General features: G+C 70.7%; 21 protein-coding genes. 10 read left to right on the forward strand and 11 right to left on the reverse strand.

Annotation, left to right across the window (positions count from 1 at the left end; translation table 11 throughout):
• The first annotated feature begins 5 nt into the window (after positions 1-5).
• Both PFX98_RS06090 and PFX98_RS06095 read left to right on the forward strand, forming a co-directional pair.
• Positions 6-530 (forward strand): flavin reductase family protein, encoded by a 525-nt coding sequence (locus PFX98_RS06090; RefSeq protein ID WP_285234287.1) that lies wholly within the window; start codon positions 6-8, stop codon positions 528-530.
• Positions 531-614: 84 nt separating this feature from the next.
• A complete protein-coding gene (locus PFX98_RS06095; RefSeq protein WP_285234288.1) occupies positions 615-1,427 on the forward strand; it encodes an isocitrate lyase/PEP mutase family protein in 813 nt (270 codons plus the stop codon).
• Here the strand turns inward: PFX98_RS06095 and PFX98_RS06100 are convergent.
• The 8 genes from PFX98_RS06100 to PFX98_RS06135 all read right to left on the reverse strand — a co-directional run bounded on the left by PFX98_RS06100 (position 1,395) and on the right by PFX98_RS06135 (position 13,469).
• Complete coding sequence (locus PFX98_RS06100) at positions 1,395-2,219, reverse strand: ParB N-terminal domain-containing protein (RefSeq protein ID WP_285234289.1); 825 nt, start codon at positions 2,217-2,219, stop codon at positions 1,395-1,397. The genes PFX98_RS06095 and PFX98_RS06100 overlap by 33 nt on opposite strands.
• Positions 2,220-2,284: 65 nt before the next feature.
• Complete coding sequence (locus PFX98_RS06105; RefSeq protein WP_285234290.1) at positions 2,285-4,375, reverse strand: TonB-dependent receptor plug domain-containing protein; 2,091 nt, start codon at positions 4,373-4,375, stop codon at positions 2,285-2,287.
• A 10-nt stretch (positions 4,376-4,385) separates the two neighbouring features.
• A complete protein-coding gene (locus PFX98_RS06110) occupies positions 4,386-6,464 on the reverse strand; it encodes a TonB-dependent receptor plug domain-containing protein (RefSeq protein WP_285234291.1) in 2,079 nt (692 codons plus the stop codon).
• Positions 6,461-8,176: a sensor histidine kinase gene (locus tag PFX98_RS06115; RefSeq protein WP_285234292.1), complete on the reverse strand. Its 1,716-nt coding sequence runs from the start codon at positions 8,174-8,176 to the stop codon at positions 6,461-6,463. Before PFX98_RS06115 ends, PFX98_RS06110 begins: the two co-directional genes overlap by 4 nt.
• Positions 8,173-9,108 carry an ABC transporter substrate binding protein gene (locus tag PFX98_RS06120; protein ID WP_285234293.1) on the reverse strand — a complete coding sequence of 312 codons (936 nt, stop codon included), beginning with the start codon at positions 9,106-9,108 and terminating at the stop codon, positions 8,173-8,175. The genes PFX98_RS06115 and PFX98_RS06120 overlap by 4 nt, the downstream gene beginning before the upstream one ends.
• A gap of 156 nt (positions 9,109-9,264) precedes the next feature.
• Positions 9,265-11,145 (reverse strand): potassium transporter Kup, encoded by a 1,881-nt coding sequence (locus PFX98_RS06125; protein ID WP_285234294.1) that lies wholly within the window; start codon positions 11,143-11,145, stop codon positions 9,265-9,267.
• 69 nt (positions 11,146-11,214) lie between these two features.
• Entirely contained in the window at positions 11,215-11,901 is a 687-nt protein-coding gene (locus tag PFX98_RS06130; protein ID WP_285234295.1) for a response regulator, read from the reverse strand.
• Positions 11,898-13,469, reverse strand: coding sequence for a sensor histidine kinase (locus PFX98_RS06135; RefSeq protein ID WP_285234296.1), 1,572 nt, complete (start codon positions 13,467-13,469; stop codon positions 11,898-11,900). The genes PFX98_RS06130 and PFX98_RS06135 overlap by 4 nt, the downstream gene beginning before the upstream one ends.
• Before the next feature lie 108 nt (positions 13,470-13,577).
• Between PFX98_RS06135 and PFX98_RS06140 the strand changes: the two genes are divergently transcribed.
• Genes PFX98_RS06140 through PFX98_RS06165 form a run of 6 tightly spaced genes read left to right on the forward strand, consistent with a single transcriptional unit; the run spans position 13,578 to position 21,426 of the window.
• Positions 13,578-14,303 (forward strand): substrate-binding periplasmic protein, encoded by a 726-nt coding sequence (locus PFX98_RS06140; RefSeq protein ID WP_285234297.1) that lies wholly within the window; start codon positions 13,578-13,580, stop codon positions 14,301-14,303.
• Between the two features lie 19 nt (positions 14,304-14,322).
• Positions 14,323-15,102 carry a substrate-binding periplasmic protein gene (locus tag PFX98_RS06145; protein WP_285234298.1) on the forward strand — a complete coding sequence of 260 codons (780 nt, stop codon included), beginning with the start codon at positions 14,323-14,325 and terminating at the stop codon, positions 15,100-15,102.
• 6 nt (positions 15,103-15,108) lie between these two features.
• Positions 15,109-17,466, forward strand: a complete 2,358-nt coding sequence (locus PFX98_RS24710) for an ATP-binding protein (RefSeq protein ID WP_285234299.1) — start codon at positions 15,109-15,111, stop codon at positions 17,464-17,466.
• A 55-nt stretch (positions 17,467-17,521) separates the two neighbouring features.
• Complete coding sequence (locus PFX98_RS06155; protein ID WP_285234300.1) at positions 17,522-17,977, forward strand: response regulator; 456 nt, start codon at positions 17,522-17,524, stop codon at positions 17,975-17,977.
• Between the two features lie 21 nt (positions 17,978-17,998).
• Entirely contained in the window at positions 17,999-19,030 is a 1,032-nt protein-coding gene (locus tag PFX98_RS06160; protein ID WP_285234301.1) for a diguanylate cyclase, read from the forward strand.
• Positions 19,031-19,062: 32 nt separating this feature from the next.
• A complete protein-coding gene (locus PFX98_RS06165; RefSeq protein WP_285234302.1) occupies positions 19,063-21,426 on the forward strand; it encodes a CHASE domain-containing protein in 2,364 nt (787 codons plus the stop codon).
• Between the two features lie 99 nt (positions 21,427-21,525).
• On the opposite strand, the gene PFX98_RS06170 is transcribed toward PFX98_RS06165, so the two are convergent.
• Entirely contained in the window at positions 21,526-21,702 is a 177-nt protein-coding gene (locus PFX98_RS06170) for a hypothetical protein (protein ID WP_285234303.1), read from the reverse strand.
• A 117-nt stretch (positions 21,703-21,819) separates the two neighbouring features.
• Here PFX98_RS06170 and PFX98_RS06175 point away from each other — a divergent pair, with 117 nt between their 5' ends.
• Entirely contained in the window at positions 21,820-22,728 is a 909-nt protein-coding gene (locus PFX98_RS06175) for a LysR family transcriptional regulator (protein WP_285234304.1), read from the forward strand.
• Between the two features lie 9 nt (positions 22,729-22,737).
• Here the strand turns inward: PFX98_RS06175 and PFX98_RS06180 are convergent, their stop codons facing one another.
• Both PFX98_RS06180 and PFX98_RS06185 read right to left on the reverse strand, forming a co-directional pair.
• Positions 22,738-23,391, reverse strand: coding sequence for a hypothetical protein (locus tag PFX98_RS06180; protein WP_285234305.1), 654 nt, complete (start codon positions 23,389-23,391; stop codon positions 22,738-22,740).
• Positions 23,388-24,110 (reverse strand): hypothetical protein, encoded by a 723-nt coding sequence (locus PFX98_RS06185; RefSeq protein ID WP_285234306.1) that lies wholly within the window; start codon positions 24,108-24,110, stop codon positions 23,388-23,390. Before PFX98_RS06185 ends, PFX98_RS06180 begins: the two co-directional genes overlap by 4 nt.
• A 171-nt stretch (positions 24,111-24,281) precedes the next feature.
• On the opposite strand from PFX98_RS06185, the gene trxC reads away from it, so the two are divergent.
• A complete protein-coding gene (gene trxC, locus PFX98_RS06190; protein ID WP_285234307.1) occupies positions 24,282-24,698 on the forward strand; it encodes a thioredoxin TrxC in 417 nt (138 codons plus the stop codon).
• The last annotated feature ends 47 nt before the right edge of the window (positions 24,699-24,745 follow it).

The raw sequence follows: 24,745 nt of genomic DNA on the forward strand, positions 1-24,745 counted from the left end.
GGCGCATGACCCTGTCGCCCTCCGTTCCCAGCCAGGCCACTGCCGCCGACCCGCTCGACACCCTGCAGTTCCGCTCGGCCCTGGGCATGTTTGCCACCGGCGTGACGATCGTGACCGCGCGCGCGCCCGACGGCAGCCTGGTGGGCCTGACGGCCAACTCCTTCAACTCGGTGTCGCTGGCGCCGCCGCTGGTGCTGTGGAGCCTGGCCCAGCGCGCCGGCTCGATGCCGGTGTTCAGCCGCGGCTCGCATTACGCCATCAACATCCTGGCGGCCGACCAGAAGGCCTTGGCGCAGCGCTTCGCCACCCGCGACATCGACCGCTTTGCCGGCGTGGCCTGGCGCGAGGGCGCCGGCGGTGCGCCCGTGCTGGAGGGCGTGGCCGCGGTGTTCGAATGCGCCAACCGCAGCCAGTACGAGGAGGGCGATCACGTCATCTTCGTCGGCGAGGTGGAGCGCTGCAGCTTCGCCGAAAGCGCCCAGCCGCTGATCTTCCACGGCGGCAGGTACTACACCGAGCTGCCGCTGTAGGGCGCCCGGAGGCAGAGGTCCGGAAACGGCCAGACGCGCGTCGGCGCGCCGCCTAGCATGCAGGCTCATTCCTCGAGACCTGCCATGACCGCCTTCCACCGCTTCCAAGCCCTGCACCAGGCCCCGGCGCCGCTGCTGCTGCCCAATGCCTGGGACGCCGCCAGCGCGCGCCTGTTCGAGCTGGCCGGCGCGCCGGCCATCGCCACTTCCAGCGCCTCGCTGGCCTGGTCGCTCGGTTATGCCGATGGCGGCGCCCTGCCGCCCGCGGAGCTGCTGGCCGCGGTGCGCCGCCTGGCCCGGGTGCTGAGCGTGCCGCTGAGTGTCGACCTGGAGGATGGCTACAGCGCCGACCCGGCCGCCGTGGCCGCGCTGGCCCGCGACGTCGCCGACGCCGGCGCGGTGGGCATCAATCTCGAAGACGGCGACCAGGCCCCCGCCCTGCTGGCGGCCAAGATCGCGGCCATCCGCAGCGCGCTGGGCAGCGACCGGCCCTTCTTCATCAACGCGCGCAGCGACGTCTATCTGCGCCGGCTGGCCAGCGGGGCGGCGGCCGTGGCGATGAGCCTGGAGCGGCTGCGCCTGTACCGCGAGGCGGGCGCCGACGGCGCCTTTCTGCCCGGCCTCGCCAGCGTCGACGAGGTGCGCAGCCTGGCCCCGGCCATCGGCATGCCGCTGAACCTGATGGTGCTGCCCGGCATGCCGGCGATCGAGCAGCTGCATGCGGCCGGGGCGCGGCGCTTCAGCGTCGGGCCGGCTCCCTTCCTGCAGGCCTATGGGCAGGCCCAGGCGCAGATCCGCGATTTCCTGCAGCAGCAGGCCACGGCCGGCCTGTTCGGCCAGGGCCTGGGCTATGCGGCCATGAATTCAGCGCTGCAGGGCGGCGAGCTGCTGGCGTAGCACGGCGTTTTCCACCGTCAGCTCGGCCACGCGGGCGCGCAGGCGCTGCAGCTCGTCGGCCTCAGACTCGCTCAGCGGGGTCAGGTCTTGCGCGGCGGCCTGTTCGGCCCCCTCCGCCTGATCGGCCGCCGCCGCCTCGGCCGCCTTCGCCGGCCTGGCCTTGGCGGCACGCGCGCGCTTGGCGGCCTGCTTGAGCTCGGTCTTGCCGGCGGCGGCCGCGGCCACCTGCTCTTCCACCGGCAGGCTGGCCACCGCGGCGGCGGCGCTGATGGTGATCTCGCCCGACTTGACGGCTGCCACCAGCTCGGGCGCGGCCTGCTTCTGGATCTTCTCGATCAGCACCACCTGGTTGCTGCTGATGCGCGCCGCCTTGGCAATCGCCTCGCGCGTGTTGAGCGGGTCGGTGGGCGGCAGCTGCGGCGCATCGGCACGGCTCTCGTCGGGCTCGGTGTGCAGGGCGACCGCGCGGCGCGCCGCCACGATCTCCTTCTTGCGCAGCGCCAGCACGCCGCGCTGGAAGTCCGACACGCTGCGCCGGCCCAGATGCTGGTCGATCATCCAGAGGTGCACGTCCTCGATCGACTTGAAGCGCGGGTTCTGCACCGTCTGGAAGGGCAGGCCATGCTTGACGCAGATGCCGTAGCGGTTGTGCCCGTCCACCAGCACCTCGCCCCACAACACCAGCGCGTCGCGGCAGCCCTCGGCCAGGATGCTGCGCTCCAGCGCGGCATGCTCATCGGGGGTGAGCGGATCGATATAGGCTTTGAGTTCTTCGTTGACGACGATGTTCATGGACGCGCTGGCTGGGCGCCTGGATGGCGCCGGGGGGCGGATTCTAGAACGCCGCCGCCGGCAGGCTAGAAGCGGTAGCCCGCCTCCAGCACCCAGTTACGCCGCGCCAGCGGGAAGTCATTGGGGATATTGCCGGGCGCCGGGCTGGGCTCGCGCGCGTCGGCGTCCAGCGCGTTGCGCAGCCCCAGCTGCAGGCTCCAGCCCTGCTGCGCCTCGCGGCGCCAGTGCAGGCTCAGGTCCAGCAGGCTGTAGTCCTTGATGGGCGCGCGGGCGTCGCCGGCGGCGCGCGCGCGGTCGGCGACGTGGCGGGCCTGCAGGTTCAGCGCCCAGTCCGGGCCCCAGCGCCAGTCGGCCCCCAGCTTCAGCATCTGGCGCGGCGCATCGGCGCTGGCCCGCCCCGTCAGCCCGTCCACGCTGTGCTGGTAGGCATAGCTGCCCACCAGGCGCCAGTCCGGACCGGCCTGCCAATGCCCTTCCAGCTCCAGGCCGCGGCCATGCTGGCTGCCCAGGTTGGCCGCCGTGGTGCCGGTGAGCGGATCGGCATTCGGCACCGGCCGGATGATGTCGCGCATGCGGTAGTCGAACAGGTTCAGCACCAGGTGCAGATCGGCGCTGGCCTGCCAGTCGGCCACCAGCTCGGTGGTGCGCATGCGCTCGGGCCGCAGGCGCGGATTGCCCAGGTTCACCGGGTTGTTGATGTTGTGCAGCTCGGCGAAGCTGGGCGCGCGGAAGGCCTGGCCGTGCAGGGCCTTGACGGTGAGGTTGTAGGCGGCATCCCAGACCAGCGCGACGCGCGGGTTGGTGGTACCACCGACGTCGTCGTAGTGGTCGTGGCGCAGGCCGGCGGTGAGCGTCCAATCCTTGGCCAGCTGCCATTCGTCCTGCAGCAGCACATAGGCGACGCGGCGGCGCTGCGGCTGCACATAGCGGTCCGCATCGGCCACGCGCTGCAGCGCGCCCAGCGGCACCGGCACATTGCCGACGCCGGGGATGAACTCGAAATTGAAGTTCTTCACTTCCCAGGTGTCGTGCATATGGCTGTCCAGCAGGCCCAGGCCGGCGCGCCAGCGATGTCCGCTCCAGCCGCTGTAGACCGCGCCCAGCGACGCCTCGGCCACGCGCGAATCGCGGCCCGGCCCGCCCTGCATGCCCTCGGGGTAGGCGCCGCCAAAGGCGCCGGCGGGGAAAAGCACGAACCAGGAGTCCACGTGGTAGCGCGTCAGCGCGGCATGGGCCTGCAGATCCCATTGCGGCGCCACCCCCTGGCGCTGGTAGTCCACGGCCAGCGTGCTGGTGTCGGAGCGGGCCCAGTCGCGGTCGGACAGGGCCTGGGCCAGGCCGGCCCCGCTGCCGATGCCGTCGCGGCGCTTGAAGCCCGCCTGCAACCGCAGCTCCTGCCAGGCCAGCTGCAGGCCCAGATCGAGATCGCGGTGCCCGGTGTGCAGGCGCCCGGGCGCGAGCGAGGCCCGGGTGCCGAACAGCGCATCCAGGGCGGTCTGCGCGTCGGCCTCCACCACGGGGTCGGGCCCCGCGCTGCGCCCGGCGTGCGCATAGGCCGACCAGCTGCCGCTGCCCAGCGCCGCGCCCTGCTGCAGGCTGAGCGCGCGCGTGCCATAGCTGCCCAGCGTCAGGCGCGCCTCGCCGGCACGGCGGCCGGCACCGCGCTTGGTGGTGATGGCGATCACGCCCGAGAAGGCGTCCGCGCCATACAGGGCCGAACCGGGTCCGCGTATCACCTCGATGCGCTCGATCTGGTCCACCGGCAGGCTGATCCAAAGCTCGTCCTGCCCGCCCAGATCGGGGTTTTGCAGCCGCACGCCGTCGACCAGCATGAGGATCTGCTGGTTGAAGGTGTTGCCCACGCCGCGCAGCTGGTACTGCGGGTCGTAGACCAGCAGCGAGCGCGCCACATGCAGGCCCGGCACCAGCTCCAGCACCTGGGTCAGGTCGGTGGCGCCGCTGGCGCGGATGTCCTCGGCGCTGAACACGCTGGCCACCGCGGGGGCGCGGCGCAGCTGCTGGCTGGCGCCGCTGGCCACCGAGATGGTGGCGCTGTCGCCGAAGGCCAGGGCCAGGTCTTGCTCTTCGGCGGCCGTCTGGGCATGCGCCACCGCGCTCAGCATGCAGACCATCAGCAGGCAGGCGTGGCGGATCATGGCGGTCTCCTCAGTAGCGGAAGTCCAGCTCCACGCTCAGGCTGCGCGGCGCCAAGGGCAGGTCGTTGACGAGACGGCCCGGCGCCAGGCTGGGCTCGCGCTGGTCGCTGTCGGTGGCATTGCGCAGCAGCGCGGCCACCGACCAGCGCGCGCCCTGCGGCGCGTGGCGCAGGCTCAGATCGACATTGGTGTAGTCGGCCACCGGCGGGCGCACATCACCCGGCGGGCGCTCGCGGCCCGCCACCCGGTTGAGCTGCGCACCCAGCTGCCAGGCCTCGCTGACGCGCCAGTCGGCCAGCAGATAGGCATGGCGGCGCGGCGCATAGCCGGGGCTGCGGCCGCTGCTTTCGTCGCGCGAGCGCTGCTGGCTCAGGCTCAGCTGCAGATGCAGGCCGGCGCCCGGGTCCCAGCTGCCGCTCAGCTCCAGCCCGCGCCCGCTCTGGTCGCCGGTGTTGTTGAAGGTGGTGCCGGTGCCGGGCTGCGCATTGGGGGTGGTGCGGATGAGATCCCTGAGCCGGTGCTCGAAGGCCGCCAGGCTGAGCTGCAGATGGCGCCCGGGCTGCCAGATCAGCTGGGCCTCGCGCGTGGCCAGGGTCTCGGGCCGGATCGCCGGGTTGCCGCGCGCCACCGGGTTGCTGATGCTGTACTGCTCGTTGAAGGCCGGCGCGCGAAAGGCCTGGCCGTAGAGCAGCTTGGCGCTGAGGTTGTAGGCAGCCTCCCAGACCAGGGCCAGGCGCGGGTTGGTGGTGTTGCCGAAGTCGGAGTAGCGGTCGTGCCGCAGGCCCAGGGTGAGCGTCCAGTCGGGCGCCAGCTGCCAGTCGTCCTGCAGATAGGCATAGGCCACGCTGCGGCGCTGCGGCCGCATGAAGGGGTCGATGTCGCTGTGGTCGGTGATGGTCGGCAGCGGGATCGGCAGGCCGTTGGCGGCGAAGGCGAAGTTCTTCAGCTCGCGCGTGCGGTAGAGGTCCAGGTCCTCGTAGCCCAGGCCGGCGCGCAGCTTGTGGTGGGCCAGGCCCTCGTAGCCCAGGTAGGCATGCAGGCGCCACTGGCGCTCCCAGGTCTCGGGCGCGCCGAACATGCCGTCCGCAAACACGCCGGTGGGAAAGCGCACGCCCGCCGGGTAGATCTGCAGCGGCCGCGGAAACTGCTGGCTGTAATGCAGGGCGCTGAGCCCGAAGCCGGCGCTCAGGTCCGGCAGCAGCGCCGCCTGCTGCCAGCTCAGGTCGCTCACCAGGCGCTCGGTGCGGTAGAGGCCCTGCGGGTCCAGCGCCTGCGAGATGCCGGCCCCGGTGCCGAGCTCGCGCAGCTTGTAGTTGATGCGCCAGCGCCAGCCCTCCAGCGCCAGATCGAGGTTCGCATCCCAGCTGTCGTGCCCGTTGTTGAGCGCCCCGGGCGCCAGGCTGGCATGCGAGCCGAAGGTGGCGTCGTTGAAGCTCTGGGCATCGGCCTCGACGAGATTGCGCGCGCCCTTGCCGCGGCCGCGCTGCACAAAGGCGGCGTATTCGGCCGGCCCGAGCTTGCCGCCCTGCTGCAGCCAGGCATCGCGCGCGCCGAAGGAGCCCAGGCGCAGGCCGGCCTCGCCGCCGTGCAGATCGCGCGGCCCCTTGGTGACGATGTTGATCACGCCGGCATAGGCGTCGGAGCCGTACAGCGCCGAGCCGGGGCTGAGCATGACTTCGATGCGCGCGATGTGCTGCACCGGCAGGCCGCCCCAGCCATTGCCGCGGTTGCCCACCAGCAGGGTCGTCATCGGCACGCCGTTCTGCAGCATCAGGATCTGCGGATTGAACTGGCTGTAGATGCCGCGCGCCACGTAAAGCGGCGTGTACGTGCCGCTGCCGCGCCCGACATGCAGGCCGGGCACGCGCTCCAGCACCTGGTCCAGATCGCTGGCGCCCATCGCCTCGATGTCGGCGGCGGTGATCACCGCGGCCACCGCCGGCGCGCGCCGCAGCGGCTGGGCGCTGCCGGTGGCGATGCTCACCAGGGCGCTGTCGCCAAAGGCCAGGGCCAGGTCTTGCTCTTCGCTGCTCTGCGCCTGCGCCAGCCCGCACAGCAGCAGGCCCAGGGCAAGGAGTGGCTTGCTCATGGCGCCTCGCTGCGGTGGCTGACCGCAAGTTGCTGCTGCTGCGGCGCCCGCCGCGGCAGCGTGATGAGGATGCGCGTGCCCGCGCCGGGCCGGCTTTCCACCACGATGCGGCCGCCCAGCAGGCCGGTCACCAGGCTGTGCACGATCTGCATGCCCAGGCCCGAGCCGCCCTGGCCGAAACGGGTGGTGAAGAAGGCCTCGAAGACGCGCGAGCGCACCGCTTCGTCCATGCCCTGGCCGTCGTCGCTGCAGATGATCTGCACCTGGTTGGCGCCCAGCGCGTGGCATTGCACCTTCAGCAGCCCCTGCGCGCGCCCGGCAAAGCCGTGCACCAGGGCGTTCTGGGCGATATTGCTGACCACCTGGCCGAGCGGGCCGGGATAGCTGTCCATGCGCAGGCCGGGCTCCAGCTCGGCCTCGATGCGGAAGGGGGTGTGGCGGAACATCGGCTGCAGGCTGGCGAGCAGCTCGTGGATGACCTCGTCGGCGCGGAACTCGCGCCGCATCTCGGTGGTCTGGTCCAGCGCCAGCTGCTTGAAGCCACGGATGATGTCGGCGGCGCGCTGCACATTGCGCACCACCAGGGCATTGCCCTCGATGCTGTTGGCCAGCATGCGATTGAAATCGCTTCTGCGCACCTGGCCGCTCTTCACCGCCTCGCTCATATGGTGTTGTTCGGCCTCCAGCGCCGAGGCCGAGATCAGGGCATTCCCCAGCGGCGTGTTGAGCTCATGCGCCACCCCCGCCACCAGCCGGCCCAGCGAGGCCAGCTTGTCGGCCTCCACCAGCTGCTTCTGCGCCTCGCGCAAGGTGTCGAGCGCGCCCTGCAGCTCGCGGTTGGCGGCAGTGAGCGAATGGGTGCGCTCGGCCACGCGCTCCTCCAGCGTGGCGGCATGGCGGGCCAGCTCGGCGTTCTTCTGCTGCAGCTCCTGTTCGCGCTGCTCCAGGCTCTCCATCATGCCGTTGAAGACCTGGGCCATGCTGGCGATGTCGCGCGGGCCCGAGAGCCGCGCGCGCAGGCCTATGCGCCCCTCGCCGGCGCGCAGCATCACCTCGGACAGCTCGCCCAGCGGCCGCGTCAGGCGCCGCGCCAGCAGGCGCAGCGCCCACAGCAGCAGGGCCGAGAGCGCCAGGCCGACGCCGAAATTGATCGCCACCAGGCGCCGCACCAGCTGCACCAGCGCCGCCTTGCCCTGGGTCACGCGCACATAGCCCAGCAGCTCGGCGCGCGGCGCCCGCGCCTCGAAGGGCGAGGCCTCGGCCGGCTGGGTGCGCACCGGCGCCACGAAGCTCCAGGCGTCGTCGGTCTCGGCCTCCAGATAGGGGCCCAGGGCATCGGACTGCGGCTTGGAGGCGGCCATGGGCGGGGCGTTGCCGCGCGCCACCAGGGCCTCGCCATCGGCGTGCAGCAGTTCCACGCGCAGCACATCGGGGAAGGAGAAGGCGCGCTCGATCGGCTCGCGCGCGTTCTCCGCGCCCTCGGTGAGCAGCGCCAGCTGGCTTTGCTGGGCCAGGCTGGTGGCCAGGTTCAGGCCCTGGCGCACCAGGGTCTCGCGCACCTGCAGGCTGCCCTGCCAACTCGACACCACCGCCGACACCGCCGCCACGCTGAGCACGCCCGCCGCCACCACCACGGTGAGCTGGCGGCGGAAGGTGGCATGGCGCAGCGCGTCCAGCCAGCCGCGTGATGACAGGAAGGAGACGGCGCTCATCGCTCGGGCAGCAGCAGCTCGAAGCTGCGCTGGACTTGGGGGCTGAGATCCAGCCCGAGGTGGCTGGCGGTGCGGGTGTTGAGCGCCGCATGCACATCGCGCAGCGGCTGGGCGCCGCGCGGGGCCCCGGCCTGGCGGGCCAGCTGCGCCAGCGCGCTGCTGGCCAGGCTGCGGCCGAGTTCCAGGTTGTTGGGATAGAGCGAGAACAGCGCGCCGCGCCGCACATGGCCCAGATTGCTGGAGAACAGCGCCAGGTTGCGGTTCCAGCATTCCTGCAGCACCAGCGGCAGCACCGCCGATTCATCCACCGTGAGCGGATCCTGCGGCAGCCACAGCGCGTCCTGCGGCGCGGCCTGGGCGAAGAAGTCCTGGTACTGGCGCAAGGCGCTCTTGAGCTCGTCCACCTCCAGCGCGCGCAGCTCCAGCCCGAGCTGGCGCGCCGCCGGCTGGGCATGGCGCATCAGCCAGGCGCTATGGCGCGGCGAATAGACCACGGTGACGCGCTTCACCCCCGGCTGCAGGCTCTTCAGGCGCTGCATCAGCAGCAGCGGGTCGGGCGCCAGGCTCAGCAGGGTGGCGGCGCGGGCGTCGGCCTCGTTGGGGCTGATGACGCCGCCGGCCACCACCTCGATGGCGGGGTCCAGCGCGGTCGCCACGCGCAGGCCGGCACGGCCCAGCGCGATCACCACCTTCAGCTCGCGGCGGCGCAGCTCGCTGGCGAGCGCCAGCGCGTCGGCATCGGCCGCCACCGCGATGCGCGGCACGCGCTGCTGGGCACGCTCATCGATGCCTTCCAGGATCTTGGCAAACACGGCGCGAAAGGGCTCGCCGATCTCGGGATAGATCACCGCCAGCCGGTCGCCGGCCAGGCCCTGGCCGAACGCCGGCCACCACGGCAGAACGCCGCAGCCCCAGGCGGCCCATTGCCGCAAGCATGAACGCCGCGCTGGCCGCGCGGCACGCCAAGCCATGCCCAAAGTTGTTTGCCTTTCGTCCGTGACGCCCTGCGCCGGCGAAGGCCATTTTTACGCCAATCGCACAACTCCCCGCGCTGAGTCTAAGCGATCAAGGCAGCCGCCCCGCCGGCCTCAGATCTGCACGCGCGTGCCCAATTCCACGACGGCGTTGTCGGGCAGGTGGAAGAACTCGGCCGCGCTGCCGGCGTTGCGGCTCAGCGCCGCGAACAGGCGCTCGCGCCAGTTGGCCATGCCGGCGCCGGGCGTGGGCACCACCGTCTCGCGGCTGAGGAAGTAGCTGGTCTCGAAGGGCTCGATCACCAGCCCCTTGGCGGCACACAGGGCCAGGGCCTGGGGCACATGGGGTTGGTCCATGAAGCCGTAACACAGGGCCACGCGCCAGAAGCCCGGCGCGAGCGCCTGCAGGGCCACGCGCTCGGCCTCCGGCACCCAGGGCCGCTCGGCGAACTTCACCGTGAGGATCACATTGGTCTCGTGCAGCACCTGGTTGTGCTTGAGGTTGTGCAGCAGCGCCTGCGGCACCGTCTCGGGGTTGGCCACCGCATAGACCGCGGTGCGCTGGGCGCGGTGGATGCTCGCATCGCTCAGGGTCTCGATGAAGGGTTCCAGCTCGAGGCCTTCGCTGCGTATGCCCTGCAGCAGCAGCTGGCGGCCGCGCTGCCAGGTGCTCATCAGCACGAACAGCAGCAGGCCCAGCAGCAGCGGGAACCAGCCGCCATCGAGGAACTTGATGGCGCAGCCGGCCACCAGCAGGGCATCGATGGCGAGGAAGAACAGCGTGGCGACGATCGCCAACGGCGCCGGCAGCTTCCAGCCGTCGCGCACCACGAAGAAGGTCAGCACGGTGGTGATCATCATGGTCAGCGTGACCGCGATGCCATAGGCGCCGGCCAGCGCCGAGCTGCTGCCGAACAGCAGCACCGCCGCCACCACGCCCGCCAGCAGCGCCCAGTTGACGCCCGGCACATAGATCTGGCCGGCCTCGCGGGCGGAGGTGTTGCGCAGCTCCATGCGCGGCAGAAAGCCCAAGAGGATGGCCTGCTTGGTCATCGAATAGGCGCCCGAGATTACCGCCTGCGAGGCGATCACCGCGGCCAGTGCGGCCAGCACCACGGCGGGCAGCACCAGGTTGTCGGGGAAGAGGCGGTAGAAGGGGTTCTCGATCGCGCCCGGGTCGCCGATCAGCAGCGCGCCCTGGCCCATGTAGTTGAGCGCCAGCGCCGGGAACACCAGGCCGGTCCAGGCCAGCCGGATCGGCCTGGCGCCGAAATGGCCCATATCGGCATAAAGCGCCTCGGCGCCTGTGAGCGCCAGCACGATCGCGCCCACCGCGGCAAACAAGTGCCAGCCGCGCTCGCTCAGGAAGGCCCAGGCATGCAGGGGGTTGAGCGCCGCCAGGATGGCCGGCTGCTGCTGGATATGCATGAGGCCGATCACCCCCAGCACTCCGAACCACAGCACGATCACCGGCCCGAAGATCTTGCCCACCGCGTGGGTGCCGAAACGCTGGATCATGAACAGGCCCACCAGGATGGCCAGCGAGATCGGCAGCACATAGGGCTTGAGCGCCGGCGTCAGCACCTCCAGGCCTTCGATCGCGCCCATCACCGAGATCGCCGGGGTGATGACGCTGTCGCCATAGAACAGCGTGGCGCCGAACACGCCCAGCAGCAGCAGGGCGCCACGCAAGGCCGGCCGGCCCTGCACCGCCTGTGCCGCCAGCGCGGTGAGCGCGAGGCCGCCGCCCTCGCCGCGGTTGTCGGCGCGCAGGATCAGGATCACATACTTGAGCGTCACCACCAGCATCAGCGCCCAGATGATCACCGACACCGCGCCGGTGATATTGGCCGGGTTGAGCGCCACGCCGGTGGCGGGCAGAAAGATTTCCTTGACGGTGTAGAGCGGGCTGGTGCCGATGTCGCCATAGACGACGCCGATGGCACCGAGCGTGAGGGCGGCAAGCCCTTGGCGGGCGGGTGTGTGGGTAGACAAGCTGATCACCTGATGCTGTGGATGGGCGCAGCATCGCGGCGCCGGCATCAGGAACGCATAAGGGTCGGCTCAGTCGGCCAGCCGGTACCCCACCCCCGGCTCGGTCAGCAGGCGCTGCGGGTCGGCCGGGTCGGCCTCCAGCTTGGCGCGCAGCTGCGCCATGTAGAGCCGCAGGTAATGGGTGTGCTCGGTGTATTCGGGGCCCCACACGTCCGCCAGCAGCGCGCGGTGCGTGACCACCTGGCCGGCGCTGCGCACCAGGCGCGCCAGCAAGTTGAACTCGGTGGGCGTGAGGTGCACCTCGGTGCCATCCAGGCTGACGCGGTGCGCCGCCAGCTCCACCACCAGGCCGCCCTGCGCGTAGCGCGTGATGGCCGCCTGGGTGTGCACGCCGCGATGGCGCAGCGCCACACGCATGCGCGCCAGCAGCTCGCTGACGCTGAAGGGCTTGACGAGATAGTCGTCGGCGCCGGCGTCGAGCAGGCGCACCTTCTGGCCATCGGCCTCGCGCGCCGAGATCACCAGCACCGGCGTCGACTTCACCTTGCGCAGCGTGGCCAGCAGCTGCTCGCCCTCGCCATCGGGCAGGCCCAGGTCCAGCAGCAGCAGATCGGGCGGCTCGCCATGCGCCAGCAGGGCCAGGCCCTCGGCCAGGCTGGCGGCGCTGTCGACCTCGTAGCCCTCGACGCGCAGCGCCCCCTTGAGCGTGGTGCGCAGCTCGCGGTCGTCCTCGACCAGCATGACTCGCAGACTCATGCTTCATCATCCTTCATGAGCGGCGGCGCCACGAGCGGCAGCCAGCATTCAAAACTCGCACCGCCATGGCTGCGCGCGCGGTAGCTCATGCGGCCGCCATGGGCCAGGGCGATGGCGCGGCAGGCAGCCAGGCCGACGCCGGCACCCCTTCGTTCTTCACCGTCGGGCCGCTCGCGGTTGAGTTCCACACCGCGCTGGAAGACGTTGAAGATGCGCTCGCGCCAGGCCGGCGCCACGCCGGGGCCGCGATCGCGCACCGCCAGCACCATGAAGCTCTGCTCGCCCTCGCTGGCGCAACGCACCAGCAGCTCGATGGCCGAGCCGGGCGCGTACTTGAGCGCGTTGTCCACCAGGTTGTCGAGCAGCTGGGTGAGCAGCAGGGCATCGCAGCGCAGCAGTGGCAGATCCGGCTCGAGCCGCGCACGCACGCGCCTGGCGGCCTCGCCGCGACGGCGGCGCACGCGCTGCAGCACCGCGCCGACGATCTCCTCGGCCGATTCCCAGTCCATGCGCAGCACCACGCCGGGCGCGTCCAGGCGCGCCAGCTGCAGGCCGTTGTCGGTGAGGCGGCTCAGGGCCTCGGTCTCGTCGACGATGGTGGCGGCCAGGCGCTCGCGCTGCGCCGGGCTGAGGCGCGCGTCCTGGTCCAGCAACGAGGAAGCAGCGCCCATGATGCTGGCCAGCGGCGTGCGGTAGTCGTGCGAGATCGCCGCCAGCAGGGCGTTGCGCATGGCCTGGCCGCTGGCCTCGTCGCGCGCGCGCTGCGCGGCCTGCTCGGTGGCCTGGCGTTCCAAGGCCAGGCCCAGCTGGTCGCACAGGGACTGGGCATGGGCGCGCAGCTGGGCATCCGGGGCTGTGTTGCCGGGCAGGCGCAGCCAGGCGGCGCCGTGGCTGGCGCGCCGCCCGCGCAGCGGCAGATACCAGGCCTGCAATTCCTCGTGCCGGCCGGTGCCGGGGCCGAAGGCACTGCCCTGGCGCAGGCAGGCCCACAGGCCGGCACGTTGGTCGGCATCCGGCGCGGCGCCCTGCCATTGCACCGCGGCGGGCTCGTTCACGGCCGGCAGGCGGTCTTTCAGCAGCATCAGCAGCACGGCATCGTCCAGCAGACCGGCCAGCGCTTCATGCAGCAGCGGCGCCTGGGCCAGCGGCTCCGGGCTGTCGCGCAAGGCCTCGCTGAAGGCGCGCAGCTGCTCGGCGCGCCTGGCGTGCAGTTGCGCCTGCGCGGCCTGCCAACTCAAGCGCGCCATCAGCACGGCGGTGATCCAGTTCAGCGCCAGCATCGACAGCAGCAGCAGGCCATGCTGCGGCACATCCACCGCAAAGCTGCCGCGCGGCGGCACAAACGCCCAGTTGAAGGCCAGCACCGCCAGCAGGCTGGCGAGCATCGACGCCCAGGCCGGCAGCCAGATCGAGGCCAGCGCGGCCGCCAGCACCGGCAGCAGCGCCAGGTTCACCAGGCCCAGGCGAGCGTCCAGGCCCAGCATCAGGGCCCAGGCCAGGCCCCAGACCGCGGCCGCGAGGGCCAGGTCTTGCCAGGAGGGGCGCCGGTTCGGCTGGATGAGAAGCATGCCGGAACCATAGCAGGGCGGGCAAAATGGATCCCATATGGGCGCCAGGCTTGGCTAAGATGGCTCGCGTCAGGTCAGCCGGAGTGCGGGCTATGGATGATCAAGGCGATGTGGTCTAGGCGCGCGGCCCTGGCGCTGCTGCTGGGCCTGGCGGTCGGCGCTGGCGCGGCCCAGCCGGGCGCCACCACCCTGCACCTGGTGACGGAAACCAGCCCCTTCGTCTATGCCGAGGGCGACCGCGTGGGCGGGCCGGCCACGGCGCGCCTGGAGCTGATCTTGCGCAGCGCCGGCATCGACGATTACCGCATCGACATCTACCCCTGGGCACGCGCCTACGACCTGGCGCTCAAGCAGCCCAATGTGCTGATCTACCTGATTGCCCGCACGCCCGAGCGCGAGCAGCAGTTCAAGTGGATCGGTGCGTTCATGGAGCAGAGCTATGACTTCTACCGCCTGCGGTCGCGGCATGACATCGCGGTCGAGCGGCTCGCCGACGCGCGCCGCTACAGCATCGGCGTGGTGCGCGACGACGTGCGCCACCAGTTCCTGCGCGGCCAGGGGTTCACCCGCTTGCTGCTGGCGTCGCAGAGCGTCGAGACTGTGCGTCATCTCCTGAACCAGCGGGTGGATCTGGTGCTACTGACCGAAGCGGATTGGATGGTGCTGTGCCGGCAGCCGCAACTCGATTGCGCGCAGCTGGAGAAGGTGCATCGCCTGGCCGAGCTACACACCGGGCTCTATGCCGCCTTCAGCCAGTCCACGCCCGACGCGCTGGTGCAGCGGGTGCGGCGCGCCTTTGACGGCCTCAAGGCCGAAGGCAAGCTCAAGCTCTAGGGAAGCTCCGGACGTCCACATGCATGATCAAGCGCGTCGCAAGCTGATGCTGGGCCTGGCCGGCGCCGCCGGGCTGGCTGCCTATGCGGCGCAGGCGCAGCAGCCCGGCCTGCTGATCGTCACCGAGGAGGCCGCGCCCTACAACTTCACCGAGAACGGGCGGCTCACCGGCATGTGCACCGAGCTGGTCCAGGAAGTCCTGAGCCTGCTGCAGCAAACGGCGGAGTTCAGCGTGCTGCCCTGGGCGCGTGCCTACGAGATGGCGCGCCAGGGCGAGAACGTGCTGATCTACTCGATCGCGCGCACCGCGCAGCGCGAGTCGCTGTTCAAGTGGGCGGGCGTGCTCACCCAGGTGGAGTACAGCCTGTACGCGCTGGCGAGCCGCGGCCTGCGCCTGGGCTCGCTGAGCGAGGCGATGCGCTGGCAGACCGCCACCGTGAATGCCGATGTCGGCGAGCAGTATCTGGAGGCGCATGGCTTTGCCAAGGGCAAGCAGCTGCAGTCCAGCGCCAAGAACCAGTTCAATTTCGAGAAGCTCAAGATGGGGCGGGTCGATCTGTGGATCACCACCGACCTGATTGCCCAGCAGCTGGCCAGCCAGGCCGGCGACGACGGCACGCGCCTGCTGGCCAAGGCCCTGCCCCTGCCCGAGCTGCAGGTGGATTACTACATGGCCTTCGGCCCCGCCACCGCCGACCCCCAGGTCGAGCGCTTCCGCAAGGCGCTGGAAACGCTCAAGAAGAACGGGCGCTATGCCGCCATCCGCAGGAAATGGCTCGGCGCTGCCGGCCCGGGATGAACGCCCGTGAAGCGAGGCCTGTTGCGCAGCCTGCTCAAGCACCGCGAGTCCCTCGGTACCCGCATGGTGCTGGCGACCTTGGCCTTCTGCCTGATCTTCACCCTGCTGGCGGTGGCGGCACAGACCTGGTCGGCCTGGCGCACGCGCCATGCGGCGATGCAGGCGGAGATCGAGCTGATCGCGCAGGTCTACCAGAGCACGCTGCGCAAGGCGGTCTGGGATATGGACCGCGAGGCCATCCAGGCGCACCTCAGCAGCGCCGCCTCGGTGCAGTCGATCGGCCATGCCGAGCTCACGCTGGGCGCCTCCGGCAACCACACCGAGCGGCTTGAATTCACCCGCCCCGGCTGGACAGGCCCCGGGCGCGCGCCGCAGCGCCAGGTGCCACTGATCTACCAGGCCTATGCGGGTGGACGCCAGGAGGTGGTGGGCGAGTTGCTGCTCGCCGGCGACGAGCGCCAGCTCTGGGCCTCGCTGCGCGAGGCGGTGCGCGCCATCGTGCTGACCCAGCTGGTGCAGTCGCTGCTGCTGGCGGGCTTCATCATGCTGATGTTCAGCCGCCTCGTCACCGTGCATGTGCGCCGCATCGCGATGCATCTGGCGCGCATGCGGCCCGAGGAGCTGGGCGAGCGCCTGAGCCTGGCGCGCCGCGCCGGCCGCTCCGACGAGCTGACCATGCTGGTGAGCGGTATCAACCATCTGCAGGACCGCCTGTCGGAATACCTGCAGCAAAAGCGCCGCTACGAGGAAGAGCTGGCCACCCACCGCGACCGCCTCGCCGAGCTGGTGCGCGAACGCACCGCGGAGCTCTCCAGCGCCAACCAGGCGCTGGGCAAATCGGCCGACGTGCTGCGCGAGGTGGGCAATGTGGGCATGGAGCTGACCACCAGCCTGGACATGCACGCCATCTGCGTGGCCCTGCACCAGCACCAGCGCCGCCTGCTGCCGCTGGACGGCTTCGGCGTGGCCATGCTGGCGCCCAGCGGCGACCGGCTGGACTTCGTCTACTACGTCGAGGACGAGATGCTGGCGCCGCCCTCCAGCCTGATGCTGACCGACCTGCGCTGGCTGACGGTGCGCACCTTCCTGAGCGAGGCCGAGATGATGGTGGCGGACGAGCAGGAATCCAGCCAGTCGCCCACGCCCGAGGGCGTGGTGGCGCAGGCGCCGATGCGCTCGGTCACGCTGTGGCCGCTGGTGGCCAACGGCAAGCGCATCGGCGTGGTGATTTCGCAAAGCCACCAGGCGATGGCCTACCAGGCGCGCGAGCTGGAGATCCTGCGCTCCACCGTGGCCTATGCCGCCATCGCCCTGGCCAACGCCAGCGCCTATGCCGCGGTGGAGGCGGCACGCGGCGAGGCCGCGCACGCGCTGGAGGAGCTGCGCCAGGCCCAGGGGCAGCTGGTGCAGTCGGAAAAGATGGCCGCGCTGGGCCAGCTGGTGGCGGGCGTGGCGCACGAGATCAACACGCCGATTGCCGCGGTCAAGTCCAGCGGCCGCAATATCGCCGACGCCCTGCGCCACACGCTGGAGCATCTGCCCACCGTGCTGCAGCTGCTGGACGGCCCGCAGCGCGACTGCTTCAGCCGCCTGATCGGCCAGGTCCTGGAGCCCGCGGCGCTGCTGAGCTCCAGCGAGGAGCGCCGCCTCACGCGCCTGCTCGCGGCGCAGCTGGAGGCCGCCGGCGTCGCCGAGGCGCGCCACAAGGCCGGCCTGCTGGTGCAGATGCGCGCGCAGCAGCGGCTGGACGATTACCTGCCCCTGCTGATGCACGCGCAGAGCCGGCTCATCCTCGACACCGCGCACAGCACCGCGACGATTGCCAGCAATACCGAGAACATCAACCTGGCGGTCGATCGCGTGGCCAAGATCATCTTCGCGCTCAAGTCCTACTCGCGCTTCGACCGCGACGCCGAATTCGCCGAGGCCGATCTGCGCGACGGCATCGAGACCGTGCTGACCATCTACCAGAGCAAGCTGCGCGGCGGCATCGAACTGCAGCGCGAGTACGGCGAGGTGCCGCCGGTCTGGTGCCTGCCGGACGAACTCAACCAGGTCTGGACCAACCTCATCCACAACGCCTTGCAGGCCATGCAATACAAGGGCCGGCTGCGCATTGCGCTGACGCGCCAGGGCGAGGAGGCGCTCGTCAGCATCTCGGACAGCGGCCCCGGCATCCCGCCCGAGCTGATGAAGCGCATCTTCGAACCCTTCTTCACCACCAAGCCGGCCGGCGAGGGCAGCGGGCTGGGGCTGGACATCGTGAGCAAGATCGTCGCCAAGCACCACGGCCGCATCGAGGTGCGCAGCGAGCCCGGCATGGGCAGCTGTTTCACGGTCTTCCTGCCACTGGGCCAGGCATGAGAAAAATCCTTGCCAGGCGCATCGAAGTCGCACGTACCATTGAACCGGACGGCGCATGCGCCCCCGCCCCGACCGCCAGCAGGGAGACAAGCTGATGCAGGGAATATTGCTTTGCGTGGACGACGAGGTCATCGTGCTGAGCGCGCTGCGCGACCAGCTGCGCAAGGCCTACGGCGCGCGGCATCTGATCGAGATCGCCGAGAGCGCCGAGGAGGGCCTGGAAATCCTCGGCGAGCTGAGCGGCCAGGGCCTGGTGCCCCTGGTGGTGATCTCGGACTTCCTGATGCCGGGCATGAAGGGCGATGAGTTCCTCATCCAGGCCCGCCAGCGCTTCCCCTATGTGGTGACGGTGCTGCTGTCGGGCCAGGTCAGCGACGCGGCGGTGGACCGGGTGCGCCAGCAGGGCCATCTCGACAGCATGATCGCCAAACCCTGGGACGCCCAGGCCTTGCTGGGCAGCATCGACGCGGGCCTGGCGCGCTTTGCCGCCAGCCGACCCGCCGTGCTCTGATTTCGCGCAAGGGACCGCACCATGGGCCATGAAGTGATTCTGTGCGTCGATGACGACGGCGGGGTGCTGACCTCGCTGCGCTCGCTGCTAAGCAAGAACCTGCTGCACGGGCAGATGATCGAGATCGCCGAGAGCGGCGCCGAGGCGCTGGAGCTGATCGACGAGATCGAACGCGAGGGCCAGACCCTGGCCGTCATCATCGCCGACTACATCATGCCGGGCATGAAGGGCGACGAGCTGCTGGCGCGCGTGCACCGCCGCATGCCGGAGGCGCTCACCATCATGCTCACCGGCCAGAGCAATCTGGACGGCGTGAAGCGCGCCATCAACGAGGCGAATCTGTTCCGCTTCCTGGAAAAGCCATGGCATAACGAGGACGTGGTGCTGACGGCGCAGGCGGCGCTGCGCGCCTTTCGGCTCAACGCCGAGCTGCAGCGCCATGTGCAGGAGCTCAGGCGCATGAACGAGGAGCTCGAGCAGACCGTGGCCGAGCGCACCCAGGAGCTGGTGGACAAGAACCGCGAGCTCGAGCAGCTGGCGGTGACCGACCGCCTCACAAAGCTCTACAACCGCCTCTTCCTCGACCGCGTGCTGGAGCGCGAGTTCGCCAGCGCGGGCCGCAGCGGCCGCAGCTTCGCGCTGATCCTGCTCGACATCGACCGTTTCAAGCGCGTCAACGACACCTATGGCCACCATGTGGGCGACGAGGTGCTGATCGCGCTGGCCCAGATCCTGCAAGTGCGCATACGCGCCAGCGATGTGGTGGGCCGCTGGGGCGGCGAAGAGTTTCTGGTGATCTGCCCCGACACGGATCTCGCGGGCGGCCAGCAGGTGGCCGAGAACCTGCGCCAGCGCGTCGAGGAGCATGTGTTCGCCCAACTCGGCCATTGCAGCGCCAGCTTCGGGGTGGCTGCCTACGCGCGCGGCGACACCATCGCGGCGGTGGAGGCGCGCGCCGACCGGGCTCTCTACGCGGCCAAGGCGCATGGCCGCAACCGGGTCGAGCTGGGCGAGCGCAGCCACGAAGTCCAGCCGCGCCGGGAGGCGCTCTGAAGCCCGCGCCAGGCGCGCGCACGCTGCTGCAGGTGCTGCTGGCATTCGCCGCGGTGCTGGCGCTGACCCTGCTGGCCTGCGCGCTGGTGGCACGCGAGCAGCAGCGCCAGGTCGACGCCCGCTTCGCCAGCGACACCCGGCGCCTGCTGACCCAGGTGGACACGCGGCTGCAGTCGCACTTCGCGGCGCTGCGCAGCATCAGCGGCCTGTTCGCGGCGCAGCCCGAGCTCAGCCGCCTGCAATTCCATCAGTTCCTGGAGCGCTTGCGTCTGCGCGAAAGCACGCCGGGCTTTCAGGCCGTGCAGTATGTGCGCGTGCTGCCCGAGGCCGAGCGCGTGGCCTTCGTCACCAGCGTGCGCGGCGACCGTACGCTGGAGGCCGGCGGCTACCCGCAGTTCGACATCCATCCGGTGCAGGCGCAGGCGCTGCACTATGTGATCGAGTACAACGAGCCGATGCGCGGCAACGAGCGCGCCTTTGGCCTCGATCTGGCCGCCGCGCCGGCCCATCTGCAGGCCTTGGAGCTCGGGCGCGACAGTGGCATGCCGGTGGCCACCGCACCGCTCACGCTGGTGCAGGACGAGGCCGGCCGCACCGGCTTCGTGGTGCGCATCCCGATCTATCGCCGCGGCGCGCCGCTGGACGAGCTGGCACAGCGCCGCGCCGCGCTGCAGGGCTTCGCCGCCCTGGTCTACCGCGCCGGCGACCTGATGCGCGGCGCCATCGATGCCCAGCTGCTGCCCGCCCTGCGCGTGCGCATCAGCGACATCGGCTATGCCGAGCCCCGGCCCGGCGGCGCCGCTGCGGCCGCGCCCATGCCCTTGTTCGACAGCGCCCCTGACACAGCAGCGGCGCCGGCCGCGGGCCTGACGCGGCGCGACACCCTGGTGGTGGGGCAGCGCCTGTGGGCCTTCGAATTCAGCGCGCTGCCCGGCGGCCGCTACGCGCCCGAGCACGCGCGCCTGCTCGCCATCCTGCTGCCCGGCCTGCTGATGGCGCTGCTGTGCGCCGGCCTGGTGGCGGCCTGGGCCAGCCGGCGCGCGCTGGCCCTGCAGCTGGCCAGCACCCTGGCCGAACAGAAAGCCATCTTCGACAACGCCGCGGTGGGCATCGAGTTCGTCAGAGACCGGCGCATCCAGGCCTGCAACAGCGGCCTGGCGGAGATGCTGGGCTATCGCGCCGAGGAGCTGGTGGGCGCCTCCACGCGCGTGCTGTTTGCCTCCGACCAGGCCTTCGAGGCGGCGGGCAAGGCCGCCTATGCCGCCATCGCCGCCGAGCAGCATTGGATCGGCGACGTCGAATGGGTGCGCAAGGACGGCAGCCCGATCCAATGCCGGCTGCACGGCCGGCATATCGACCCGCAGCACCTGGAGCTCGGCTCGGTCTGGGTGTGCTATGACATCAGCGCGCTGCAGGCCGCGCAGGCGCAGCTGATCCAGCACGAGAAGCTCGCCTCGCTGGGCCAGCTGGTGGCCAATGTGGCACACGAGATCAACACCCCGATCGCCGCCATCAAATCCAGCAGCCTCAACCTCGGCGACGCACTGGCGCTGTGCCTGAGCGAGTTGCCGCGGCTGTTCCAGCTGCTGGAGCCGCCCGTGCAGGCCCTGTTCATCGAGCTGACCCGGCGCGCCAGCCTGCCGGCCAGCCCGCTCAGCACCCGCGAGGAGCGCCAGCGCATGCGCGAACTCGGCGAGGCGCTGGAGCAGGCCGGCGTGAGCGAGGCGCGCCGCGCGGCCGGCGTGCTGGTGCAGCTGGGCGAAACAGGGCTCAGGCCCGAGCTGCTGGCGCTGCTGCAGCACCCGCAGCAGGCGCTGATCCTGCAGCTGGCCGAGGCCGTGGCCACCCTGCTGCGCAGCGCCGGCAACATCAATGCCGCGGTGGACCGGGTGGCCAAGATCGTGCTGGCGCTGAAGCGCTTCTCGCGCAGCGACCCCCAGGGCCAGCCAACCGCCACCGATCTGCGCGAGAGCCTGGATACGGTGCTGACGCTGTACCAGAACCAGTTCAAGCAGGGCGTGGAGCTGGTGCGCGACTACCAGGGCGATCTGCCGCCGCTGCCCTGCCTGCCCGACGAGCTGCACCAGGTCTGGACCAACCTGATCCACAACGCCCTGCAGGCCATGAACTATCGGGGCGTGCTGCGCATCAGCCTGCGCCGCCAGGGCGACGCGGCGCTCGTGTCGGTGGCCGACACCGGCAGCGGCATCCCCGCGCAGCTGCATGCGCAGATCTTCGAGCCCTTCTTCACCACCAAGCCGGTCGGCGAGGGCAGCGGCCTGGGGCTGGACATCGTCAAGCGCATCGTCGCCCGGCATGGCGGGCAGATCGAGGTGCACAGCGAGCCCGGCCAGGGCGCCCGCTTCGAGGTGCGGCTGCCCTACCCGGCCGCGTGAGCGCCGGGTAGGGCGGGCTCTCAAGCAAACGCAGGGCCGTTCCCGAATTTGCTTGACCCCCTCGGGGGGCCTGACGCGAAGCGGCAGGTCTGGGGGTGCTCAGTAGTAGCGCGAGCGCAGATCGGCATGGGCGCGCCAGCGCGCCTCCGCGCGCGCGGCCCAGGCCTCGAACCAGCGGTCCAGCAAGGGGCGTGGCGCGGGCGAGGCCTCGGCAGGCGCGGCCGGCGGGCGTGGCGCGGGCCCGGTACCGGGCAGTTGGGCAGGCGTGGCGGTCATGGCGATTCCTTTCGGGGCTGTCGACGCGCCCTGTTGGCGTCCGATATGGCACATGCTATGTTTGCAACTTCGCACCAACAACTGCGTAACTTGCAGCGCAAGTTTGCAAATTTGCACATGGCCACCAGCCTGGAAAGCCTCAACTGGGATGACTTGCGCTATGCCCTGGCGATTGCCGAGGCCGGCTCGCTGGCCGGCGCCGCGGCGACCCTGGGCGTGCGCCATACCACCGTGCTGCGGCGCCTCGACGCCCTGGAGCAGCGCCTGGGCGCGCGCCTGTTCGAACGCCGCCGCCAGGGCTATGCGCCCACCGAGGCCGGCGAGCTGATGGCGGCGCAGGCGCGCGAGATGGCGCCGGCGATTGCCGAGATGCAGCGCCGCATCCTCGGCGCCGATCTGCAGCTGCAGGGCACGCTGCGCCTCACCACCGCCTTCGTCGCCACCCTCTATCTGCTGCCCGAGCCGCTGGCGGCGTTCCGGCGCAGCCACCCCGGAATCGAGGTGGAGGTGAACGAGAACTCCTCGCTGGTGGACATGTCGCGCCGCGATGCCGACGTGGCCCTGCGCATGAGCGCCAAGGTGCCCGAGCATCTGGTGGGGCGGCAGCTGGGCGAGCTGCGCATGCGCGTGTATGCCCAGCGCGGCGCGGCCAATCTGCCGCAGCGCGTGCTGCCCACCGCCCAGCTGTGCCGCGACTATCCCTGGATAGGCTTCGACCGCGAACGCCGCTCGCGCTTCTTCGACCGCTGGATGCTGGAGCATGTGCCGGCCGAGAACGTGGTGATGCGCCTGGACCTGCTGCACCCCGCGGTGGCGATGGCGCGCACCGGCCTGGCGCTGGCGCTGCTGCCCACCAGCGTGGAACGCTACGAGCCCGAGCTCGTGCCGGTGTCGCCGGTGCTGGACGATGTCAGCACCCCGGTCTGGCTGCTCACCCACCCGGACCTGCGCCACACCGCGCGCGTGCGCGCCTTCATGCAGGAGGTCGGCGCGGCGCTGGAGCGGGCGCTGGCGGAGGCGCCGTAAGGGCGGGCCTCACTTGCCACTCTTCGCCTCGCCAAGGCCCTGCACGTTCAGCTGCAGCTGGCCGGTCGGCGACGAACGCAGCAGCGACTTGCCGTCGTGCCCGTTGTAAACATTGAACATCACCGGCCCGGCCATCACGGTCTGCACCGTCATCATCGAATAGGCGCGCTCCACCGAGGCCGACAGGTCCGAGCCGTAGATGGCCAGGTAGCGTTCCTGCGCATCGCCCGGGTTGAAGAACACCGTGCGCTCCAGGTCATTGCCGCGATTGCGCAGGGTCTTCTCGTCGAAATAGCGCGTCAGCTTGTAGTTGGCATCGAACACCGCCACGCGCGGGATGAACAGGGCCGAGTCCTGCAGGCTGCCCTGCGACTTGCTGCTCAGCGCCACCGAGTAGGGCGTGACATAGGCGGGCAGCTCGTAGAGCAGGAAGAAGGCCTTGTTGCCGCCGAAGTCGAAGGCCTGCGCCTGCGTGTCGATCACCAGCTTGGCCTCGCCCAGCGGCAGGGGCTGCATGCGGGCCTGCTGCAGGCTGACGCAGCACAGCGGCGCCTGCTGCAGGGCCTCACGTCCATCGGCCACCAGCTTGGCGGCATTCGGTACCGTGGCGCAGCCCGCCAGCGCCACGCAGGCCAGCACCAGCGCGAACTGGCCCGGCCTCATGGGCGCTTCAGGTCTTGCGCGATCTGGGCCGCGATCGCCTCCAGCCCGGCCAGCAGGCCCTGGCGGGTCTTGACCGGATCGGCCACCAGGGCATCGATGTTGGCGAAGCGGTACTGCGGATCCGAGGCCATGTGGATGGTGGGTGCGTTCGGCACCGCATAGCCATAGGTGAAGGTGTCCTCGTACAGCGTGGCGCCGCTGAGCGCGTCGAAGGTGCGCACATTGGCAATCAGGCGCGGGAAATAGTCGCTCGATGGGCCGGCGGCCCAGTAGCCGCCCGTCAGACGCACCGCCATCACCGCATCGCCCTTGCCCTGCGCCTTGGCCTGGCCCAGCACCTCCTCGTCGCGCAATTCCTTGGGCAGCATGGTGATCGAGGTCTGGTAGCCCAGGTCGCCCAGCTTCTGTGTCAGCTGCGCGCTGAAGCGTTCCTGCAGACGGGTCTCACCGACATTGATGGCCGCGGTCAGCTTGGCCGATTTGCTCTGCATATCGGCCGCCGCCACCAGGCCGCCGATGAGGCCGAAGCTCATGCCGGGATGCGCCAGGATGGCCACGTCGTAGCTCTCCTGGTTGGGGTTCTGGGTCACCAGCACGGCCTTGATATGCCCGGCCGCCGCGGCGTTGAACGCCTGCTTCTTGGGCGCTTGCGCGCAGCCCGTGAGCAAGGCCAGCGCCACGCAGGCGCCCAGCAGCCATGTCTGCTTCGTCTTCTTCATCTTGATCCTCCCTGCGCCAACCGTGCACCTCGCCCGGTCTCATGACGGCGCCAGCTTTCTTATGGGGGCGGATTCTGGCAGGGCGCGATGACGCAAGTCAGCAGGGGAAGCCCGAGGGCGCTTGAAAAGTTTCGCGCGCGCCCCACATGGCCCAGATCGCCTGGAGCCGCCATGATCGTGACCTGCCCCCACTGCCTCACCAAGAACCGCGTGCCTGCCGAGCGCGCCACCCAGGACCCGGTCTGCGGCAAATGCGGCCAGGCCCTGCTGGCCGGCCAGGTGCTGGAGCTGGGCGAACACAACTTCGACGCCATCGTGGCCGGCAGCGAGTTGCCGGTGCTGGTGGACTTCTGGGCGCCCTGGTGCGGACCCTGCCGCATGATGGCGCCGCAGTTCGAGCAGGCGGCGCGCCAGCTCAAGGGCCGCGCCCTGCTGGTCAAGGTCAACAGCGACCAGGCCCAGCAGCTCGCGCAGCGCTACGCGATCCGCAGCATCCCGACGCTGATCCAGTTCGGCAACGGCGGGCGCGAGGTGCAGCGCATCAGCGGCGCGCTGCAGGCGGCGCAGATCGTCGGCTGGATGCGCTAAAACGCCCAGCGCGCCGGGCGCGGCGCGCAAGACCTGGCCCCGGCCAT

It is taken from the genome of Paucibacter sediminis, assembly GCF_030254645.1.
In the GTDB taxonomy this organism is placed as follows: Bacteria; Pseudomonadota; Gammaproteobacteria; order Burkholderiales; family Burkholderiaceae_C; genus Paucibacter_B; species Paucibacter_B sediminis.

What these genes read in the sequence shown, in the direction of transcription:
- PFX98_RS06090 (WP_285234287.1), top strand. Translation starts at nt 6, where the DNA reads ATGACCCTGTCGCCCTCCGTTCCCAGCCAGGCCACTGCCGCCGACCCG.
- PFX98_RS06095 (WP_285234288.1), top strand. Translation starts at nt 615, where the DNA reads ATGACCGCCTTCCACCGCTTCCAAGCCCTGCACCAGGCCCCGGCGCCG.
- PFX98_RS06100 (WP_285234289.1), bottom strand. Translation starts at nt 2,219, where the DNA reads ATGAACATCGTCGTCAACGAAGAACTCAAAGCCTATATCGATCCGCTC.
- PFX98_RS06105 (WP_285234290.1), bottom strand. Translation starts at nt 4,375, where the DNA reads ATGATCCGCCACGCCTGCCTGCTGATGGTCTGCATGCTGAGCGCGGTG.
- PFX98_RS06110 (WP_285234291.1), bottom strand. Translation starts at nt 6,464, where the DNA reads ATGAGCAAGCCACTCCTTGCCCTGGGCCTGCTGCTGTGCGGGCTGGCG.
- PFX98_RS06115 (WP_285234292.1), bottom strand. Translation starts at nt 8,176, where the DNA reads ATGAGCGCCGTCTCCTTCCTGTCATCACGCGGCTGGCTGGACGCGCTG.
- PFX98_RS06130 (WP_285234295.1), bottom strand. Translation starts at nt 11,901, where the DNA reads ATGAGTCTGCGAGTCATGCTGGTCGAGGACGACCGCGAGCTGCGCACC.
- PFX98_RS06135 (WP_285234296.1), bottom strand. Translation starts at nt 13,469, where the DNA reads ATGCTTCTCATCCAGCCGAACCGGCGCCCCTCCTGGCAAGACCTGGCC.
- PFX98_RS06140 (WP_285234297.1), top strand. Translation starts at nt 13,578, where the DNA reads ATGTGGTCTAGGCGCGCGGCCCTGGCGCTGCTGCTGGGCCTGGCGGTC.
- PFX98_RS06145 (WP_285234298.1), top strand. Translation starts at nt 14,323, where the DNA reads ATGCATGATCAAGCGCGTCGCAAGCTGATGCTGGGCCTGGCCGGCGCC.
- PFX98_RS06155 (WP_285234300.1), top strand. Translation starts at nt 17,522, where the DNA reads ATGCGCCCCCGCCCCGACCGCCAGCAGGGAGACAAGCTGATGCAGGGA.
- PFX98_RS06160 (WP_285234301.1), top strand. Translation starts at nt 17,999, where the DNA reads ATGGGCCATGAAGTGATTCTGTGCGTCGATGACGACGGCGGGGTGCTG.
- PFX98_RS06170 (WP_285234303.1), bottom strand. Translation starts at nt 21,702, where the DNA reads ATGACCGCCACGCCTGCCCAACTGCCCGGTACCGGGCCCGCGCCACGC.
- PFX98_RS06175 (WP_285234304.1), top strand. Translation starts at nt 21,820, where the DNA reads ATGGCCACCAGCCTGGAAAGCCTCAACTGGGATGACTTGCGCTATGCC.
- PFX98_RS06180 (WP_285234305.1), bottom strand. Translation starts at nt 23,391, where the DNA reads ATGAGGCCGGGCCAGTTCGCGCTGGTGCTGGCCTGCGTGGCGCTGGCG.
- PFX98_RS06185 (WP_285234306.1), bottom strand. Translation starts at nt 24,110, where the DNA reads ATGAAGAAGACGAAGCAGACATGGCTGCTGGGCGCCTGCGTGGCGCTG.
- trxC (WP_285234307.1), top strand. Translation starts at nt 24,282, where the DNA reads ATGATCGTGACCTGCCCCCACTGCCTCACCAAGAACCGCGTGCCTGCC.